Source organism: Microcoleus sp. T3_D1 (genome assembly GCF_036700405.1).
GTDB lineage: Bacteria > Cyanobacteriota > Cyanobacteriia > Cyanobacteriales > Microcoleaceae > Microcoleus.
In genome coordinates, this window is sequence record NZ_JAUBOV010000002.1 from 119,062 (window position 1) to 138,947 (window position 19,886).

Genomic DNA, 19,886 nt, shown 5'->3' on the forward strand with positions numbered 1-19,886 from the left:
GATAAATGCGGATATCAGGATTTTAGCCGATCGCGTCGCGCAGAGCATTTTTAGTCATAGCTGCGATCGACTGTTCGGTAGCTTTCGGCAAGTGATAGTATTTCCCTCCAGAAGTCTTGGCCAATTCCTTCGCAAAGCCAGTCGAAATAAACTTGCTCTCGGTATCAATCACCAGCAACTGCATTCCCAACCCACGAATTTTGGCAGCAATTTCTAACAATTCCTTTTTAATATCAGGCTTTTCTCCATCTACAATCGGTTCGCCCAAAGAACGAGCCAAAGGAATATTACCGCGTCCGTCAGTAATAGCGACAATCGCAACTTGACCGATATCTCCAGACTGCCGCGCGTTGACTCCCACCCGCACTGCTTGAGTCAAACCGTGGGCCAGCGGGGAACCGCCGCCGCAGGGCAACCGTTCCAAACGCTTGCGGGCCAAGGCTATCGAGCGAGTCGGCGGTAGCAGCACTTCTGCTTGTTCCCCGCGAAAGGGAATGAGAGCAACTTGGTCGCGGCTTTGATAAGCTTCTGTGAGTAGCTGCATGACTGCACCTTTGGCCGACTGCATTCGGTTGAGGGCCATCGAACCGGAGGCATCGACGACAAATACGACTAAAGCTCCAGCTTTTCTGGCCAAGCGCTTCGCCCGAATGTCTCCCTGTTCCACAAATACACGGCGCTCAACCCCCCCTTGCCCCCCGTTACTAAGGGGGGGTTGGGGGGGGTTAGAATTCCTGTCGCGGCGGGCTTTTTGGTAGGGTGCGGCGGCTCTGAGGGTGGCGTCAACGGCGATGCGGCGGACGGGGCCTTTGGGCAATACCGGCTTGACGTAACGGCCTCTATCTTCGGAGAAAATGGTGCTGCGGCTGCCCGATTTGCCTTGGCGGCTGGCGGCTTGGGCGAAGAAAAGCACGCTGGGGTCGAGAATTACTCCTTCTGGGTCGAAGAGAAATTCTTCGGGAATGGTATCTTTTTCTGGTTCTTCTTCAGGTTCCGGGTTGTCTTCATCCTCTTGGTCTTCTTCGTCTTCTTGCTCGTTTTCTGGTTCGTCTTGTTCTTGTTCTGACTGCTTTTGGGGAGGCGGTGGGGGGGGAGGAGGAGGAGAGTTTTCGTCTGGGGGAGTTTGGATGATGGTGGCGCGGGGTACGATGACTAATTCTACGGCGCGGCGCAGGTCTTCGGCGTTAACTTCTGTGCGTCCTTCGATGGCGGCGGCGGCTTTGGCGACGCGGACTGCGAATATTTCGGCGCGGTGTCCTTGAACGCCACCCCGGATGGCTTCTTCTACTAGGTAGGCAATTTGTTCGCGTTTAATGCTGACATCTTTGAGCCATTCTCTGGCTAGGATGATTTGGGTTTTGAGGTTGTCGGTGTCTTCGCTGTATTGATTGAGAAAGTCTTGGGGGGAGCTGGAGTAGGATAAAGCTTGTTCTACTGCATAGACTCTTTCTTCTAGTTCGAGTGCTGCGTCGGCTGAAAGTACGATCGCGATGCGATCGAGCAAATGTTCTCTCAGCGGCCCTTCTTCGGGGTTGTAGGTGGCGATAAATAGAGGTTTGCAGGGGTGTTGAAAGCTAATGCCTTCGCGCTCTATTTGGTTGCGCCCTTCGGTTAATACTGTTAGCAATTGGTTGGAAATATTGTCATCAAGGAGGTTGATTTCGTCAACATAAAGTACGCCTCGATTGGCTTGGGCTAAGAGTCCGGGTTGAAATACGGTTTGACCGAATTTCACTGATTGTTCGACATCCACTGAACCTAAGAGTCGGTCTTCGGTGACACCCAAAGGAATTTGAATGAATGGTGTGGGAATTATTTCAGTAGTTAAGGAATTAGTATCGGTGGTGTGGGCATCTTGCCCGCCATTTTCTGGTAACAAGCCTGATGCTTGTTCGGCAATAATTTCATTAGGTTCGGCGTTGCAAAAAGAATCTTTAACAATTTCAATGGGTGGCAGTAAGGAGTGCAAGGCGCGGGCCATTACTGATTTTGCTGTGCCCCGGCGGCCTGCGATCGCAACTCCTCCCAATCCGGGATCGACTGCTGCTAACAGCAGGGCTAATTTGATTGCTTCTTGCCCGACTACGGCGGTGAGGGGAAAGGCTGTGGTGGAAGGGCGTCTGTTGGCTGCGGGCATAGGATTTTCGGATGTAAAAATTTGAACTTAATGTTTAGCTTACTTCTTGGAGGACTTTAACTTCTTGGGGCAGAATCACGGTAAAAGTTGAGCCAACTCCTATTTCTGATACTAGCTCGATTTTGCCTTGCAGCAGCGAGACGAGCCGCGATACTATTGCTAATCCCAGGCCTGTGCTTTCGGTGGGAAAGAGCTGTTTGCCGGCTTCTCCTGCTTGAAAGAAGGGGTCAAAGATGCGCTTTGTATCTTCGGGAGCGATGCCAATGCCGGTATCTGTAATTGCGATCGCCCAATTTCCTTCTCCAGCAGGGCGGCAACTTAATTCAATGCTACCTGATTCTGTATAGCGAATGGCATTGCTCACCAGGTTGATCAGAATTTGTTGCAGCCGCTGTCCGTCGGCGATTACTTGTCTTGGGGCATCGTCGCTGGTAACAGCTAGCTTGAGTCCTTTAGCATCAGCAATTGGCTGCATCATTTCTACTACGGTGTTAATTACAGATTGTACATTAGTTGGCCGCAGGTTAAGTTTAATTTTTCCGGCATTGGCACGAGAAAGTTCTAGTGTGTCATTGATCATGCGAAGCAAGTGTCTGCCGTTGCGTAATACTCGCTCGATGTGTTCGATGCCGGGGAGGGTATCTTTGATTTCAGATTGCCATTTTTCTTGGCGCAAAAACAGTTCGGAATAACCAATAATCGAGTTGAGAGGAGTTTTGAGTTCGTGAGCTAAATGGTAGACGTTTTCTTGATTGACGCTGACGAGGCGATTGAGCTCTTGATTGGTGAGTGTTAACTGAGTTTGGATTTGGTGAAGTTCCCGCATCCTCTGATCGACGTAGCTATTGAAACACTGGGCAATTGCTTCGTCTAGTACGGCATCTATCAGCCGAAAAGCTCTGAATACGTCTGCGACGCTTCCTGCTAGCAATTCGGCTTCTAAGTGGGAGAATATTACTTGACGCAATAAATGGTATTCGCGGGCTACTTCTGCGGCGTCGTAGCCTTGTTCGGCTCTGAGAAATCCGTGATCTAAACTGGCTTCAATTATTAGTTTTATTTCGCTGTTTTGATATTGGGAAAGCACTGTGACCATCGCCGCCAGCAGGTGAGGTATGTGATTTTCGATTGCTGAGTGCGGTAAGGCGTCAGCGGTTTCAATTTTCCGATCCTGACGAACTGCTTCAATCCAGTTTTTGACGATAGTATCGGTTTTGTCGGCGAGCACTTGGCTGTAGTCCATGATGTCTGCGTGGGGGTTGAGTTTGGCAGAGATTGCCTATGCTTCATTGTAGTTGAGGGATCGCCCGATCGCCATACCAAACTTCGGGCGATCGCGACCCTGCCAAAAGAAGTAGTTTTGAGGTGATTTTTTCCCTGTGCCGGATCTCTCTCTAGGGGTCGATCCCAGCGTGTTGCTACGATAATCAGCCCTTCAACCTATTGACAGAAGAGCCATAAAGTAGTAAATTGCCTCACACGAATAGTTTTTAATTTTAAGTATTAAATTGTTCAGGGGAATAAATGGAAAACGTACAAGCTGTGATTGCTGCAACAACATTTATATGTGTAATTTTCTTAATAATTACAGAATGGATACACCTCACAGTTGCGGCATTTCTGGGAGCAGTGATTCTGGTTTTTACCCACGTGATGACGTTAAACAACGCGATCGAATATATCGGTCGAAGTCACGCCACGCTAGGCTTATTTTTCGGAGTCATGGTAATGGTGAGAGCCTTTGAGCCTACCAAAGTATTTGAATACTTGGCAACTCAAATGGTGCTTTTGGCGAAAGGCAAAGGCAAAAATCTCTTGCTGGGTATTGTCGCAATTACTACGCCAATTTGTGCAGTTTTGCCCAATGCCACGACAGTCATGCTGCTAGCACCATTAATTCCGCCAATGGCAGAAGAAGTCGGTGTAGATTTTGTGCCGTTACTGATTTTAATGGTATTTGTGGCTAACAGTTCGGGACTGCTGACAATCGTGGGCGATCCGGCGACATTCATTGTCGGCGATGCTATTAACATGAGTTTTGCAGATTACCTGCTAAAGTTAAGTTTGGGCGGGGCGATCGCAGTAGGAGTGATAGTAGTTATGTTGCCTTGGCTGTTCCGCGAAATTTGGCACAAGAACTTAGACGATTTGGAACATTTGCCCCACCCAAAAATCAATCACCCGCGAGTTTTAGTAGTAGGCGGCTTAATTATAGCTTTCGTGCTGACATTTTTTGTAATAGGAGAGTCTCTGCCCGTGCCTATTTCACCGGCAGCCGTTGCTTTGTTGGGGGCTGCTTTGGCAATGCTTTTAGCTCACCATTCCCAAATTGATTCTGTTAATAATATTTTGCGGGATTTAGATTGGAGCACGCTGCTATTTTTTATGTCTATCTTTGTGCTGATTGGCGGTTTGGAAAAAACCGGAGTCATCGCCAGTATATCTGGAATATTAGCAGTGATTTTGGGTAAAAATATTTTTCTGGGTTCTTTAGTTTTGTTATTTTTTGTGGGTTTGATGTCGAGCGTGGTGCCAAATATTCCGCTGGTAGTGGCGATGGTGCCGCTGCTAAAACAGTATGTTGTCAATGTCGGGCTTGCACCGGCAGAAGTGCTGGCGCCGGATTTTGCAGGGCAGTTTCCACCTGCTGTGCTGCCCCTGTTTTATGCGATGATGTATGGAGCAACTTTAGGCGGAAATGGCACTTTGGTAGGAGCTTCTTCTAATATAGTGGCGGCGGGAATTTCTGAACAGCACGGACGCCGGATTTCTTTTCAAACTTTTCTGCGTTACGGGCTTCCTGTGATGGCCGTGCAATTGGTGGCTGCGGCTGTTTATGTAACTATTCGGTTTCTGATTTGAAGGAAGTTCGGCAACGGATTCGCAAGGGCGGATGTAACGGATGTAACGGATTTCAGGAAGAGGGAAGAAGTCAGAGGAAAGAGGGAAGAAAAATTGGTTGGTAATACTAAAGCATCTAAAATCATTCCAATTCTAAGGGGAAAATTACAGTGAAGGAGGAGCCAACTCCTACTTGAGAAACTAATTCGATTTTACCTTGCAAGAGCTTGACTAATCGAGCGACAATTGCTAGCCCTAAGCCGGTACTGTCAGGAATGCCAGAACTCAGGGAGTTGTCGGCTCTAAAATAGGGTTGAAAAATCCGATCGCAGTCTTCAGGAGGAATGCCAATTCCTGTATCTGAGACAGTTACTGTCCAATATTTCTCTGGCAAAAGTTCGCTTTTTATTTTAACAGTACCGGCTGTGGTGTAGCGAATGGCGTTGCTGGTTAAGTTTGTGATAATTTGCTGCAAGCGCAAGCAATCTGTCACCACTCGATCGTCTGAGAGATGGCACTCAACAGCTATCTCTAAACCTTTGGCTTTCGCTAAAGGCTCGATTATTTCAACAACAGTGGCGAGTACATCTGGCAGTCTGATTGGCGCTAGCTGTAACTTTATTTGTCCGGCTTCGTACCGCGAAATTTCCAGAGTATCGTTGATCAATCTCAGCAACAGTCGGCCGCTGTTGAGGACTCTATCAATATGTCCTATATTGGGAACAGCACCTTTAATTTCGGAATAGTTTTGTTGCTGGCGCAAAAATAAATCTGAGTACCCGATAATAGAGGTGAGGGGAGTTTTTAATTCGTGAGCTAAGTGAGATAAGTTCTCTTGATTGGCGCGAACTAAGCGAGTCAGTTCTTGATTTGTAAGTTGCAGTTGGTTTTGCAAATCCTTTAGTTCTTGGAATCTTTCCTGGGTAAAGGTTTGGAAACATTTAGCAATTACTTCGTCGAGGGCCGTGTCAATTAAGCGGTAAGCTCTGCTGACTTCGGCGGCAGAGGCTTTTAACAATTCTGGCTCTAAAGCCTCGAAAATTACCCAGCGCAGCAAGCGGTATTCCCGCGCAATTTCTTCGGCATCGTAGCCTTGTTTTGCCCTGAGAGTTCCGTGTTCTAAACTTTTTTCTACGAGTGTGCGAATGTCGCTCTCTTGGGATTGGGAAAGCATGGTTACGATCGCTTGCAGTACCAGTGGAACGCTGTCGCGCACGCCATTGTAGGTGAGTTCCTTAGCGGTTTCGAGTTGGTCGTCGGATCGTACAGCTTCGATCCAGTTTTGTATAATTATGTCGATTCGATCTTGCAGCGCGAGGCTAAAGTCTCTCATGGCTCAAGTAGAGAAAGAAGTGGGCGATCGCATTTTATCTCTCTAGGTGAGTTTAATTAATTAACTTTTTGAATTTTCTATCAACTTTTGAGCTTTGCGATCGCCAAGAGCTACTCCTAAAGACCTATTGACAAAATGAAATGCTCGTGATACCTTAATTGAAATTGGCTTAAAAAGTCAAGCCTAATCGAGCACCGCGCAATCGAACCAAGCGTGTGGCTGGAGCGGAGGAACCAATTTTCGGGGCTAATTTCTACAAAATTAAAAAGCAAAGTTAAAAATTTCCCAGTTTGAGTGAGTGTAATTTTTAACCTTTAATTATGTAGAGAAGGACATCTCTCAGTCCTAGCCCGTCAGCTAACTTCGCAGGCATTGAGAAGAGACTGAAAAGCCAAATTTCTGAACAAGATAGTTTGGCTTCGTCAGTGTCTCAGGTTGGTATTGTTCAAGATTCTTGTACCTGCCCTGACTCTGAAGGAGATTGAAATGTTCATACAGCTTAATTTATCTGCGATCGTACTTGCAGGAGTTGCAACGTGGAAGCGTGTAAAACCCGTTGTCATCCGAGATGCTGTTTTGTTGCCTGCTGCGGGTTTTTTGGGAATTCTGGGCTTGTGGTGGATTGTTGCCAGCTTCAACAGCGATTTAATTCCCACTCCCTATCAGGCGTTAATCGCTAATTTAGATTACATATTCCATCCATTTTATCGGCGCGGGCCTGGAGATTTAGGCATTGGCTGGCTGCTGCTAGCGAGTTTGCGACGGGTGTTGGTGGGATTTTTGCTGGGTGCAGCAGTGGCGATTCCTGTGGGATTTCTGATCGGGATGTCGAAACCGGCAATGATGGCGCTCAATCCGCTGATTCAAATCTTCAAACCGGTGTCGCCGCTAGCTTGGCTGCCCATAGCTTTATCGATTTTTAATTTAGCAGAGCCGTCGGCAATTTTTGTCATATTCATTACCTCCTTGTGGCCGACAATTATCAACACAGCTTTGGGAGTTTCTAGCGTTTCCAAGGATTATCTGGATGTGGCGCAAGTTTTGGAAATGCCGCGATGGAGGCGGATTACCAAGATAATTTGGCCGGCGAGTTTGCCATACATTTTTACAGGTTTGCGGATTAGTTTGGGGATTGCTTGGCTGGTGATTGTGGCGGTGGAAATGCTGACAGGCGGTGTGGGAATTGGCTTTTTTGTCTGGGATGAGTGGAGCCGTTTGAATCTGAGTTCGGTATTTTTAGCGGTGTTTGTAATTGGCTTAACTGGATTGTTGCTCGACGCTGCTGTTGACAAAATTCAGGAATTGGTAACGCATCGAGCAGTCATTAATCATTAGTCATTAGTCATTAGTCATTAGTCATTAGTCATTAGTCATTAGTCATTAGTCATTAGCTAAAAGCTCAGGGCTTTTGATGACGGACATTTAGCTATTAGCGATCGAGAATTAAATATGAGTGACAAGTTTTCCAATGAAGGGAACCGCCGAGAGTTTTTGCAAGGAATCGGAATGGCGGCGGCGGGAATGGCTTTATCTGGTTGTGGAATTAGCGCGGATCGATCGGCAAAAGGACTCACAGAAGAAGCCTCAGCCGTAAAGCCGGTTGTCGATTCCCGAACCTTAGAAAAACCAAATTTAACCGTAGGATACGTGCCGGTTAACGATTGTGCACCATTTGCGATCGCCTGGAAAAAAGGCTTTTTCCGCAAATACGGTTTAAACGTCACACTCAACCGCGAAGCAAGCTGGGCAACCTCCCGCGACGGCGTAATCTTCGGCCGCCTCGACGCCTCCCCAGTCGTATCCGGCGCAGTCACAAACGCCCGAGTTGGCGCCGAAGGAGCGCGGCACGCACCCCTGTGCGCGGCAATGACAATTCACCGCCACGGCAACGCCATGACGATGAACAAAGCTATGTGGGATTCTGGTTTGCGCCCGTGGCACGAATACAACGGCAATTTGGAAGAATTTGGCAAACAATTTCGAGCCTTTTTTGACAGTCAGCCGTCGGAAAAAAGAGTTTGGGCAGTGGTTCTGAGTTCTGCGATTTACGAATACTTTGTCCGCTACATATCGGCGGCTGCGGGTGTCGATCCGTTCAAAGAATTTCGGGTAATTATTGTGCCGCCGCCGCAGATGGTAACTAATATCAGGATTGGTGCCATGCAGGCTTACATGGTGGCCGAACCTTGGAATACGCGGGCAATTCAAGGCAATTTGGGAGTGGGTTTTACCTTCGTGCAAGGCAAGGAAGTTTGGCTGGGACATCCCGATCGCCTTTTGGGAGTAATGGAATCATTCATTGAGGAAAATCCGAAGACTTATTACTCGCTGGTTAAGGCAATGGTGGAAGCTTGTCAGTATTGCAGCCGGCCGGAAAATCGCAGTGAAATATCGGCGCTGCTGACTGAGCGATCGTTTACGGGGGCGAAACCGAAAAAAGGGGCGATCGACAAATTTACGCGACCGGCAATAGTTGGCGACTACAACTATGGAGGTTTTGACGAAAAAGACCGCACCATACAATCGGAAGATGCAACTATTTTCTATGACATTCCTAAGAATTTGCCTCAAATACCGGGAAATCATTCAACATTTATGTGGCAGTCTCAGAGTATTTGGTTGATGACTCAAGCCGCTCGCTGGGGACAGATTAAAGAAGTTCCAAAAAATGCTGAGGAATTAGCTAAAAAAGCTTGGAAAACCGACCTTTACCGCAAGATTGTTGCCGAAATGGCGATCGATTGTCCCCAGGAGGATTACCAAGTGGAACCTGCAGAACTTTTTATTGATAAAAAGGCATTTGATCCAAGCGATCCGGTGGGCTATTTGAATAGTTTTGAAATTCGAGCCAACCGCCCTCAGTCTTTTTTTCAGTCTTAATGTTTGAGATGTTGCGCTTTTCCTAATGTCCCGCCAGGGAATAAATTCCCTGGCTAATAGCTAAAGTCGGTTGAAACTGAGATATTGCACCATTCTCAGGAACAGGCATCTTGCCTGTTCCACAAGAAAATTCACTCTTTGTGGAACAGGCCGAAAAGCCTGTTCATAAAAAGCTTATTGAGAATGGTGCAACATTTCAGTTGAAACCGACTGCCCAATTTTAGGATTTAGGCAAGAGCAAGAAAATTCCCTTAACACTTTACTACTTTTTAGGAGAATACCGTGAGCCAATACACTTCTACTTCTACCAGTACCGAAAGTTCGGTCAAGAGCGATCGTCTATTTCTGGAAATAGAGAATTTGTTCAAGTCTTACAAAAATGGTGACGGTACAGAATTTAGCGTTCTCGAAAATATCAATTTAAGTATTGGAGAAAACGAATTTATTTCAGTAATCGGTCATTCTGGCTGTGGCAAATCAACGCTGCTAAAAATAGTGGCGGGTTTGGAAAAACAGAGCGACGGAATAGTGACACTGGAAGGAAAAGAAATTCGGAAACCGGGAGCCGATCGCATGATGGTATTCCAGCACTACGGATTGCTGCCTTGGCTGACGGTGCGGGAAAATATTCGGCTGGCCGTTGATGAAGTTTTGCGAAGTCTTAGCCGTTCTGAGAAGATTAGTCTTGTCAACGAACACCTAGCAATGGTAAACTTAAATGCAGCAGCCGATAAATATCCAGACGAAATTTCAGGGGGCATGAAACAGCGGGTTGGGATTGCGCGAGCTTTGGCGATTCGACCGAAAATGTTATTAATGGACGAACCGTTTGGAGCGCTGGATGCTCTGACTCGCGGCAAGTTGCAGAAACAGGTGCTGGACATCTGGGAAAATCACAGACAAGCTGCAATGATGATTACTCACGATGTGGATGAAGCTATCTATATGTCCGATCGCATTGTACTGATGACAAACGGCCCGGCTGCGACGATAGGTGAAATTTTGTCAGTGCCGTTTGCGCGCCCGCGCGATCGCCAAGAGTTGCGGGAATCCCAGGAGTATTACGAACTCCGCAACTATGCTTTGAATTTTCTCGATCGCTACTTTACCCAAGACGAATAACGCCCGACGAACCGACAAAACAATTCACTTAAGAGAGGTCAAGCCTGTGAATCTCAAAACAATGTTAGCGCGTTTTGAAAGTGCATTGGGATACCAAAATTTAGCAGAAGAAATGGTGTTGCTGCCAGAGCCACAAGTGCAGAGTTCTAAGAAATCAAAAGCTACAAAACAGGCAAAAAGTATCAATTTTATTGTCGGTTACAACAGTTCTCCCAAAAGTCAAACTGCTCTGGACATTACTCTTTGGATGGCGCATCAAACTCGTTTAGTAACAACTAAAGAAGTCACGGTCCAAGTCGTCTACGTCATCGACGAATCGCCCAACATTTACGGCGAAGATACTGGCAATTTTGCGGTGGGAAATTCCTTGGCTAACACGCCAAAACTCTGGGAATTAGAGGAAACCTTCACCCTTAATTGTGCAGCGCCTGCGCTCGCTTTCCCAACAGAAATCCCATCGATATCCCAGCAAAAAACTTGGATCGATCCGCATTATTTTCGAGAAATTTTTGGTCCAAAGAATGAGTACGAAGTAGCAGATAAGTTGCTGTGGCAAGCGCGCTGTTTGGCTGAGGAATGGCGCGGTTTATTCAAAGCTCATTTGCGAATCGGGCGGGTTGCTACAGAACTGAGAAATGTGGTTGAATTAGAATCAGCAAATTTACTGTTCTTGGGCTGCGATTCTGGCAACCATCGGCTGGTTAGGGAACTAGGGAATAATTTTCCCTGCTGCGTGCTCGGTATTCCTTCGGCACTCAGCTATCAGATGGATTTTCAGCCTGAAGAAAGTTTGAGCAAGTTACAGTTGGCGACAACTATACCTGCACGTTAAAATTGTTCACTCGTTGGGCCAGAATCTAATTATGTAAGGTGCAGCGCACCGTAGGATCGCGAATTAAATAATTTACACAAGTTTGCGGGTTGGGCGTCCCGCCCGCCCTTTCTGGACGGGCGGGACGCCCATCCCACAAGAACCATCAAAATTCTAAGTTATTTAATTCTCATTCCCTACGACTATAATTAGCGCGCCCAACCTTTTTTTGCGTAAGTTCTATATCGATGAAAAATTAAAAATAGTTTCCTCGATCGAAGTCCCAATTCCGAGACAATTAGGACTTTTTTGATGGTGGGGATTGTTAAAATTATCGTCAAGGAAAATTATCGGCACTTACCTGATCGTAGACAATTCGTTAACTAATTTTATCTTTCCTCGACACACAGAGCGCAGCAGGCGATCGATCGAGCGTTTGTCTTCCTCAGTCAAATTTTCGTCAAAAATAGCAGCCATCAAACCGTACCTATCGGCTAGAGTAATGTAGCCATTTTGATTCACTTCGGCAAACAGCTCGCCCAAAGCAGATGGAATCAGGTGGACAGGAGTTTGCATAGTAATTGATTCTCTAACTCGACGATCGCGATCGGGCGTTTCTGCGGCAACAAAAGGCGATCGCACTATAAAAATTTATAGCTGTATTGCCTTTAACGATGTGATAGTCAACAGCAAAATTTGTGAAGTAAATCACATTGAAAATTGGCTAATTATGCTAAGGTTGCAGTTGCTTTTTAGGGAATACCGAGCAACTGCAAACTTAATGTTTTCTAAAGATTGAAAATCACCAATTCCTCCACAGGTTCAGCTAACTCAAACTTAAACACCCGCGAATAGAAATAGAATTCGCCGTCAAGAGTTCTTTTGATATTTTCAGCGCGGCGAAAACCGTGCTGTTCCCCTTCATAAGCAACATAAGCAACCGGCAAACCTTTAGCTTTCAATATCTCTACCATCATTTCCGCTTGATTAGGCGGAACCACTTTATCTTCTAATCCTTGAAAAAAGATAACGGGACAAGATAAACGTTCGGCGGAATGAATCGGCGAACGATGTACATACAAATCTTTTCTTTCAGGATAAGGCCCAATCAATCCATCCAGATAGCGCGCTTCAAATTTGTGAGTATCTGTTGCCAAAGCTTCCAAATCGCTAACTCCATAATAGCTCGCACCGGCCTTAAACACATCGCGGAAAGTAAGAGCGCACAGAGTGGTGTACCCCCCTGCACTGCCTCCGGCGATCGCCATTTTTTCGCCATCAACTAAACCCTTTTGAGCTAAATATTTAGCACCGTTAGCGCAGTCGTCAACATCGACAATTCCCCAACTATCTTGCAGTCTTTTTCTGTATTCTCGGCCGTAACCAGTGCTGCCACCATAATTAACATCGAGCACGGCAAAACCGCGACTCGTCCAATATTGAATTTTCAAATTCATGCTACTAGAAGTAGCAGCAGTTGGGCCGCCGTGACTTTTAACAACAAGCGGCGGTTTTTCACCCGCAGGCGCTGCGAAATCTTGATTTTTCGGGGGATAGAAGAAACCGAAAGCAGTCAAATTGTTTTCCGTGGGAAACTCGATAGGTTCCGGTACAGAAAGATAACCCGGATTGATGCTTAAATTGCTCGACTGGCGCAAGATTGACCGTTGACTTGTTGCTAAATTGAGTTGTACAATAGCAGTAGATTCAGTCGGCGAACCTGCCAGAAAAACAACAGTTTCTCCCCGCGCTTTGACCGACGAAATATCAGTGTAAGGCGTGTCAATTGTTGTCAACTGCTTAGTCGTTAAATCAAGACTCGCTAAATACCACAGCCCTTGCTGAGTGTAGGTGCAAATAATTTTGCTTTCCGAGACAACGGCATAAGTAGACATTCCAAAAACCCACTGAGGAAGTCCGAATTCAGCCGCCATTTCGCACAAGCTGGTTTCTATCTCTGCTTCCCCCCTTACCAAGGGGGGATTGAGGGGGGTTCTAGATTGCCAGCGGTAGAAATTCCACCAGTTAGACTTGTCAGAAACAAAATACAAAACTCCATCGGGCGACCATTCCGGTTGAAAAATTGACTCCTCAACCCCGCCAGCAACCAAGTATTTTTCACCTAAAGAACCGTCAGCCTTAATTTCTCCTACCCACAATTCTGTGCCATCCCACGGCATATTTGGATGGTTCCAACAAATCCAGGAAAGTAGAGAACCGTCTGGACTTAAACGAGGGGAAGCATAAAAATCATTGCCCTGAGTTAAGATTTGAATATCTTCGCCGTTATCTAAATTAATGGTAACAATAGTATTGACAGGTTCGCCCTCACCTGTATTGTCTTCGCGCACGCAAATCAGGCGATTGCGTTGTTTGTCAACTATCGCATCTGCATAGCGAGAATTAACAGCAGGAGTCAGAGGTTCGGGTTGAGAATCTAATGTTTGAGAATAAATACGTTGGTCAGCAAAATGAGAAAAATAGACAACACCGCCAGCAACTGCAAAGGAAGCGCCGCCGTATTCGTGAACGCGAGTGCGAACATTATAAGGATGCGGTGTCACGTCGTTGATTGTACCGTCAGGAGTGCGCCGCACGAGGACGCTTCTTCCCGCTTCCGAAGGTCTTCCCTCAACCCAATAAATATCATCGCCGTCAATAGCAATTTGTCCGAGCCCGACAGTTCCAGAAACAATTAAATCGGAAGAAATAGGTGATTTCCAAGAGCCGTAAGGTGATACTGTATTCATATAGTTGAGCCAGTTGTGTTTCTCGCACAAAAAAATTAATATTTGTACTTTACACTAATTCAGTCACCGGGGAAGCAAAATGTCCAAAAAACTCGTACTAATGGATCACGACGGTGCAGTTGACGACTATCTGTCAGTCGTGTTGCTGATGACAATGGAGGAAGTCGAAACTCTGGGAGTAATTGTAACTCCTGCGGACTGCTACATTCAACCGGCGGTGAGTGCAACGCGCAAAATCCTCGATTTGATGGGGCGTTCAGAAGTTCCGGTGGCGGCGAGTACCGTGCGGGGACTGAATCCATTTCCGGTGTTATTTCGGCGAGATTCCTTTGCAGTCGATCGACTTCCCATTCTAAATGAAAAAGGAACCATTGACACGCCGTTAATATCAGAACCCGGACAAAACTTTATGGTGCGAGTTTTGCGGGATGCAGCCGTACCAGTCACATTAATGGTAACGGGGCCGTTAACAACAGTAGCGCAAGCTTTAGATATCGCGCCAGAAATTGAAAGCAAAATTAAAGAAATTGTCTGGATGGGAGGCGCCCTCAATGTTATCGGCAATGTTAGCAAAGATATGGAACCCGGACAAGATATGTCGGCGGAATGGAATGCTTACTGGGACCCGATAGCAATCGAGAGAATTTGGCAAACCCAAATTCCCGTTGTCATGTGTCCTTTAGACATCACAAATAATGTACCGCTGACAGTCGAATTTTCCAATCTCTTAGCAAAACAGCGCAAATATCCAATTTCCGACTTAGCAGGACAGTGTTATGCCCTAGCAATATCTCAAGATTACTATTTTTGGGACATTTTGGCAACCGCTTATTTAGCGCACTCCGAATATTACCAACTGCGAGAATGGGAAACAGAAATTATTACCGAAGGCATCAGCCAAGGACGCACACAAGTTAAAAAAGGAGGACGAAAAATTCAAGCAATGGATAAAGTAGACACCGCAAAATTTTACAATTACATATTACAACAGTGGGCGAGGTAAAAATCACAATATCTGCTACAATCGAGCAAAATCTCCGTACAAACCCCCCAGACACAAATATTTACCTCCTCTTCTCTTCCCTCTCTTCCTCTGCGCCCTCTGCGCCCTCTGCGGTAAAAAAAACTCCTCTCAAAAATGCTGCCAATTATATCAATCATCCCCTTAGCCCAAACCCCTCCCGCACCTCAAGAAATCCTCCAAATCCAAGAAGTGCGACCACTCCCCGGACAGTTAGACAACATACCAGTATTTAACAGCAACAGCCCCGAATTAGTGCTGCAAGAAGGAATTTTGCTTTCGACATTTCCCCCGGATGGTAAAAGATTTCCGGCGGCACATTTAAACTTTCCGTTTCAAGGACGTTTCGACATATTTGCCCACCACATAGCCCGCGCACCTTCGCCTGAAGATTTGCGAACATTGTATCAAGGAGTAATTGTTTACAATCCGGGTAATAAACCTGTAACATTAGATATATTGCAAGCTGCAAGTTATCTCAGTCAACCCGATGCACCTTTTATTGAATTGCCGCCGCAAGTCGATAATTCAAACAGTAATATTTACGCAGGGCCGGGAAGTCGCGCTGTGAATGATATTCTCAGAGGAAGGAGACAGTCTGACTTTGAGCCGCAGTTAATTATTCCACCAGGAAAAAGCCAACTGTTGATGAATCATCCGATACCGGTGCGGGAATTGGTACCGCCGCTAAACGGTCGATCGACCTTGATGCGGTTGCGGAGCGATGGTATAGTCTATGTTGCCAGTCTGGCGATGTTTGCCCGACTTGACCCAGAGGAAAACGGACAGGGAAACGAGCGATCGCCCAATTTAGCAGAATGGCAAAACTTATTAGACAATGGTAATATAGCCGGGCCGCGCGATCGAACTCCCACACCACCAGAAATCACCGAAGGTCAACTAATTTACGGCCGAGTTGCCGGTGTAGCATTAGGTTCAGAATGGCGAGCACTTATCTCAGACAATCCCGCCACATCAAACCTAGCCATTCCCCAACCCGGAACAGCATTTTCCTACCCATTAAGCAGCCTCCCGCGCGGAATGCTGGGTACAAATCAAGTGCAAAGTGCGAGAATGCTAGTCCGCTACCCAGATACAGCATACCGCGCCCACGGCAATTACGGAATTCAATACAGTCTCAGCTTGCCGCTGTACAATTCTACCAGCAAAAATCAAACTGTAACAGTCGCGATTCAAACTCCGATTAAGACAGACAAATTAACTTCAGGAGGACTTAGTTTTTTACAACCTCCGGCACCTCAAACTTTTTTTAGGGGGACGGTTCGAGTGCGGTATACTGATGACAGTAAAGTGCCTCAAACTCGCTACGTGCATTTAGTCCAGCGGCGGGGACAGCAGGGGGAACCTTTGGTAAAACTAGAGATGAAATCGGGAGAAAAGCGACTTGTAGAAGTGGATTTTATTTATCCGCCCGATGCGTCGCCGCCGCAAGTTTTGACAGTGAAAACAAATTAAATTTGAGCGGCAGGTACTGCTAGGCAGACGCCTACACATACAATAGGTAATTAAGCAGATTTGAGACGAGTTTGGCGTTGCGCGGACTTGGTTTGTGTCTAGTCGGTATCGACAAAAAAAAGATGAACTTATCAAAAAAATTCTGGATAGTTGCTTGTTTTGTGTACGTTTTAATTCTTCTCAGTATTATGCTTTTAGCAGGTACGGGGAAATTAGTCAACTTTCCTCTCGCTCATCCGCCTTATGACAAACTCGGCCACTTTATTTTGTACGGAATAGCATCTTTTCTGTGCCATAGAGCAAGTGGCAAAAAAAATATGAATTTGTTTAATTATTCAATTCCTTTCGGCCCCGCAATTTTTACTATTTTCACTGCTGCGGAAGAAATGCTGCAAGCGATTTTACCCAATCGTACTGCTAGTATTGAAGATTTTTTATTTAGTTTTGGCGGGATTGCAATTTTTTATTGGATTGGAGAAGTTTGGGAGAGAAAAACAGGGCATTAGACCTCTTGCAAAAATCCTTTCATCAATTGATGGGACGGGCAAGATGGCCGTCCCACAAGAGTTATTTTTTGTGGGACGGGCCGGAGAGCCCGTCCTAATTATTTTTGCAAGAGGTCTATTGATGATATAGAAGGCAGAAGGCAGAAGGAATAAGGAAGTTTGTAGGGTGTGCAATGCACATCGGTTGACGAGTGTCAGCAACTTTTTTTACTGGTGACTCTGCCCGCACGGGTCAAGAGATATGGGTAGCACAAACTGGAGCAAATGTCAATAGGCTGGCTGCTGCTGTCGCCGTTAAAAATTGATGGTTTTTGAACTTGTTTAAGATTAGCAATTAACCGGGATTTCCCATCTCGGCAATGTGTTTGATAGCGTTTAATCACTCTCTTCCAAAAAGGTTTGTACTCGACCGTTCGGTCTCAAAACAACTCGAATTTTCGGGTTTTTTCCATTGGAAACGGCAGAAACAAACGGCTCGCCGGCTAATGGCATATTAATTTGCTCGATATAATCTGCTGCTGCTTTTCCCATCGGCACAATACTTTCAACTGACCCATTTTCATCGATCAGCACGCTGTATTCCAAAGTTTGTTCCATTCCTTCAGGAGGCTTCCAGCGTTCCTCAAAGTAAGTTCTAGCTTCTGAAACTTGAGGAATTGTATCAAATAAAGTGTGGTTTTTTTTGCTAGCCGCCACCTGGTTGTTGTCCTCAGACTCCGCAGGCGGTTGAGCATCCTCAAGGGCTGGGAGTTCGGTACTGGCGGGGGGGACAATCGGCTCGATGGGGCGGGGGAAGGGTTGCGGCGGGGGAACGGGAAATCGGGAAGCAGACAGGGATGGAGGCAGGGGGGGCGGTACGGCGGGAGCCAGTCTAGGCGGTAGTGGGGGCAGCACGTAGGGTACTGGTGCGGGTGCTTGGGGGGCGGAAATGGAGGGTTCTTCGGGGGCGGGAATAGTGATTGTTTGCCCTTGAGGGAAAGCTGGGGCGCTCTGTGGGGCGCTGGCTGCGCTGCCGTTGGCGGGAAATAGCAGGGGTGGCTGCTGGATGGGGCTGGGTCTGTTGGTGGGGGGAGTTGGCGCGAGGGCGATGGGGGGCAAGCTGGGGCTGGGAGAGGCGGCGGTGTTGATGGGCGGGGGCGGCAGGGGCGGTAAACCGGGTGTGGCTGCGGGTGTTGGTGCTGGGGGTGTGGGTAGGGCGGGAACTGGACTGGGGGAAACGCCGGCAGCTAGCTGGGGGTTTCCTGGAGCGGTGTTCAATTGTGGATTGGCGGGGGCTGTGGCGGGGGCTGTGGCGGTTTGCGGGGAGGTGGCGGTTCGATCGAGCATTTTGAGAATTCCTGTCGTCAGACCGGCGCTGGCGACCAGCATTGCTGCCACCTTGAGCCAGGGTGAGGACAGTGGCCGTCGGGGTTCGCTGTTGAGGTTGGGAAGCGCCATCACTTCGGCGGCGCAGTCATCTAGTGCGGTGGCCAAGTCAAACAGTTGCAGGGTGCTCAAGGGAACTACTGGCCCGGATTCTGCAGCGCTCAAAGAGCCTAAAAACAAGTTGTGGGCGAGCAAGCCGCGGGACTCTAAGCGGGGGGGAACCGGAAGGTAGGCAGTGTTCGGGGCCCAGGTTGCTAGTTCGGAAGTGTTGACGGCTCGATCGAATATAACGGCATTACGGCCGACTTCTGGCGAGTCTGGGCCTGCTGCGGTACGATCGGTTTGAGAGTTGAGGTTGCTTTCCCAATCGCGGGATTCGCCGAGCAAGTTTTGGACGTAGTTGCTAACAGCTTCGTGGAGGGTTTCGAGTTGAATTCGATCGCCCCTGAGAGTAACGTGTTCGGTATCTGGCAGCCTGGGGTCGTCGAGTCGCAGCTCAAAACTTAAAGATTTAAACACTGGTTGGCCCGCCCACCGAGATAGAGGCGAACTTTTGGCTGTAATTTCCAGCGTGCAAGTGGGGGGCGTGTACCGTTTGAGAACCATAGCAGGAAGGAAGAAGGAAGAAGGAAGAGGGAATAACTATGTTTTATCTGATATTTGGCAGCATTCTCAACAAGCTGTTTTAGCAACAGGCAAGATGCCTGTTCCACAATAAATAAATTTTCTGGTGGAACAGGCATCTTGCCTGTTCCCGATGTTTGTGATTCTCGTTCCCATTATGCTTAGCTTAATTCTTAGCGCGATCTAGAAGTGCCAGCCAGAGGCGGCGGTGGCCGCCGGGACTGCTGTAAAACAGCAAATCGATCAGGAGTTTGAGGGCCAAATCAGTCAACTCTCGGGCCGATAAATTTTCTGCATCTTCCATGCGCGAGCCATAAGTGTTGCTGAACCTGTCAATATAATCTCCCAACAAAGCGATTGTGTGAGGTTCGCGGTTTTGCTCTGCCATTTGTTCGAGCAAAGCAACAGCGCGGCGGATTAAAGCTTGGTGCTGTTTTGCCAAATGACAGCTTATCAAAACGAGCGATCGAGCTTCCTCCACATCGAGTTTTTTGCGCCCTCCGTGGCCTTTCCGCAGCGGGTTAGATTGGCGCAGCCGCCACAAAGCTACCCGATCGGCTACCATTGGCTCTAAATTCAGTTCGGCTGCTACCTTGAGCATCGCCTCTGAGCCAATTTCTGCCAGTGCTTCTAGGGCTAACAGCACCAAATCCAGTTGGGCTTTAATGTTGTCCAACTGGGTAGGTTCTGGTGCTTTTTGGGTCAATTCTTCCCAGTTGGGAGATTGGCCCGTTTCGTTTGTGGGAGCGGAGGGCTTTACGGTCGAGCGCATGGCTTCAGCACGGGAAATTAAGACAGGTTGAGGCAGGATATCAAACAGTATGCAGTGATGAAAGCTTTGCGGCCTGTGGGCAACAGCACATCTGTTAATTTGTCTCCATAGCTCGTTGCTTTGATTCCGGCAATCCTAACTGCTGGACGGAGTTGCGGGTTAAAAGTTGCGGTTTCAAGTTCGATCGATCGCAATCCGCAAAACCCAGATATTTTTACCCCTAACCATCCTACGCCACCGGCTGCCAC

General features: G+C 47.3%; 17 protein-coding genes and 1 riboswitch. Of the genes, 9 read left to right on the forward strand and 8 right to left on the reverse strand.

Features of this window, described 5'->3' with window-relative positions:
• Positions 1-22 precede the first annotated feature (22 nt).
• Positions 23-2,137 (reverse strand): magnesium chelatase ATPase subunit D, encoded by a 2,115-nt coding sequence (gene bchD, locus QT992_RS02325; protein WP_333335284.1) that lies wholly within the window; start codon positions 2,135-2,137, stop codon positions 23-25.
• 34 nt (positions 2,138-2,171) lie between these two features.
• Complete coding sequence (locus QT992_RS02330) at positions 2,172-3,380, reverse strand: HAMP domain-containing sensor histidine kinase (protein WP_333335281.1); 1,209 nt, start codon at positions 3,378-3,380, stop codon at positions 2,172-2,174.
• 281 nt (positions 3,381-3,661) lie between these two features.
• On the opposite strand from QT992_RS02330, the gene QT992_RS02335 reads away from it, so the two are divergent.
• A complete protein-coding gene (locus tag QT992_RS02335; protein ID WP_333335278.1) occupies positions 3,662-4,999 on the forward strand; it encodes an ArsB/NhaD family transporter in 1,338 nt (445 codons plus the stop codon).
• A 121-nt stretch (positions 5,000-5,120) separates the two neighbouring features.
• Here QT992_RS02335 and QT992_RS02340 read toward each other — a convergent pair whose 3' ends face one another.
• On the reverse strand, positions 5,121-6,311 hold the full coding sequence (locus QT992_RS02340; RefSeq protein WP_333313279.1) for a sensor histidine kinase: 1,191 nt from the start codon (positions 6,309-6,311) through the stop codon (positions 5,121-5,123).
• Positions 6,312-6,481: 170 nt separating this feature from the next.
• Positions 6,482-6,698, forward strand: a riboswitch (cyclic di-AMP (ydaO/yuaA leader).
• Positions 6,699-6,797: 99 nt separating this feature from the next.
• Between QT992_RS02340 and ntrB the strand changes: the two genes are divergently transcribed.
• The 4 genes from ntrB to QT992_RS02360 all read left to right on the forward strand — a co-directional run bounded on the left by ntrB (position 6,798) and on the right by QT992_RS02360 (position 11,145).
• Positions 6,798-7,646 carry a nitrate ABC transporter permease gene (gene ntrB / locus QT992_RS02345; RefSeq protein WP_333335275.1) on the forward strand — a complete coding sequence of 283 codons (849 nt, stop codon included), beginning with the start codon at positions 6,798-6,800 and terminating at the stop codon, positions 7,644-7,646.
• Between the two features lie 114 nt (positions 7,647-7,760).
• Positions 7,761-9,191: an ABC transporter substrate-binding protein gene (locus QT992_RS02350; RefSeq protein WP_333335272.1), complete on the forward strand. Its 1,431-nt coding sequence runs from the start codon at positions 7,761-7,763 to the stop codon at positions 9,189-9,191.
• A gap of 282 nt (positions 9,192-9,473) precedes the next feature.
• The gene (locus QT992_RS02355; protein ID WP_333335269.1) at positions 9,474-10,313 is read left to right on the forward strand and encodes a nitrate ABC transporter ATP-binding protein; all 840 of its coding nucleotides are present in this window, start codon (positions 9,474-9,476) and stop codon (positions 10,311-10,313) included.
• A gap of 46 nt (positions 10,314-10,359) precedes the next feature.
• Complete coding sequence (locus QT992_RS02360) at positions 10,360-11,145, forward strand: universal stress protein (RefSeq protein WP_333335266.1); 786 nt, start codon at positions 10,360-10,362, stop codon at positions 11,143-11,145.
• A 336-nt stretch (positions 11,146-11,481) separates the two neighbouring features.
• Here the strand turns inward: QT992_RS02360 and QT992_RS02365 are convergent, their stop codons facing one another.
• Together QT992_RS02365 and QT992_RS02370 are read right to left on the reverse strand one after the other, a co-directional pair.
• Positions 11,482-11,700: a hypothetical protein gene (locus QT992_RS02365; RefSeq protein ID WP_190741995.1), complete on the reverse strand. Its 219-nt coding sequence runs from the start codon at positions 11,698-11,700 to the stop codon at positions 11,482-11,484.
• Between the two features lie 212 nt (positions 11,701-11,912).
• A complete protein-coding gene (locus QT992_RS02370) occupies positions 11,913-13,874 on the reverse strand; it encodes a S9 family peptidase (protein ID WP_333335263.1) in 1,962 nt (653 codons plus the stop codon).
• Between the two features lie 79 nt (positions 13,875-13,953).
• Between QT992_RS02370 and QT992_RS02375 the strand changes: the two genes are divergently transcribed.
• From QT992_RS02375 to QT992_RS02385, 3 genes are all read left to right on the forward strand, one after another.
• Positions 13,954-14,877, forward strand: a complete 924-nt coding sequence (locus QT992_RS02375; RefSeq protein ID WP_333335260.1) for a nucleoside hydrolase — start codon at positions 13,954-13,956, stop codon at positions 14,875-14,877.
• 135 nt (positions 14,878-15,012) lie between these two features.
• On the forward strand, positions 15,013-16,371 hold the full coding sequence (locus tag QT992_RS02380; protein ID WP_333335257.1) for a DUF3370 domain-containing protein: 1,359 nt from the start codon (positions 15,013-15,015) through the stop codon (positions 16,369-16,371).
• A gap of 122 nt (positions 16,372-16,493) precedes the next feature.
• A complete protein-coding gene (locus tag QT992_RS02385) occupies positions 16,494-16,877 on the forward strand; it encodes a VanZ family protein (protein ID WP_333335254.1) in 384 nt (127 codons plus the stop codon).
• A 375-nt stretch (positions 16,878-17,252) separates the two neighbouring features.
• Here the strand turns inward: QT992_RS02385 and QT992_RS02390 are convergent, their stop codons facing one another.
• Entirely contained in the window at positions 17,253-18,848 is a 1,596-nt protein-coding gene (locus tag QT992_RS02390) for a DUF4335 domain-containing protein (RefSeq protein WP_333376451.1), read from the reverse strand.
• Between QT992_RS02390 and QT992_RS02395 the strand changes: the two genes are divergently transcribed.
• Positions 18,796-18,960: a hypothetical protein gene (locus tag QT992_RS02395; RefSeq protein WP_333338082.1), complete on the forward strand. Its 165-nt coding sequence runs from the start codon at positions 18,796-18,798 to the stop codon at positions 18,958-18,960. The genes QT992_RS02390 and QT992_RS02395 overlap by 53 nt on opposite strands.
• A 72-nt stretch (positions 18,961-19,032) precedes the next feature.
• Here the strand turns inward: QT992_RS02395 and QT992_RS02400 are convergent, their stop codons facing one another.
• Both QT992_RS02400 and QT992_RS02405 read right to left on the reverse strand, forming a co-directional pair.
• Positions 19,033-19,638, reverse strand: coding sequence for a DUF3038 domain-containing protein (locus QT992_RS02400; protein ID WP_333165329.1), 606 nt, complete (start codon positions 19,636-19,638; stop codon positions 19,033-19,035).
• A gap of 17 nt (positions 19,639-19,655) precedes the next feature.
• The gene (locus QT992_RS02405; RefSeq protein WP_333338016.1) at positions 19,656-19,886 is read right to left on the reverse strand and encodes a hypothetical protein; all 231 of its coding nucleotides are present in this window, start codon (positions 19,884-19,886) and stop codon (positions 19,656-19,658) included.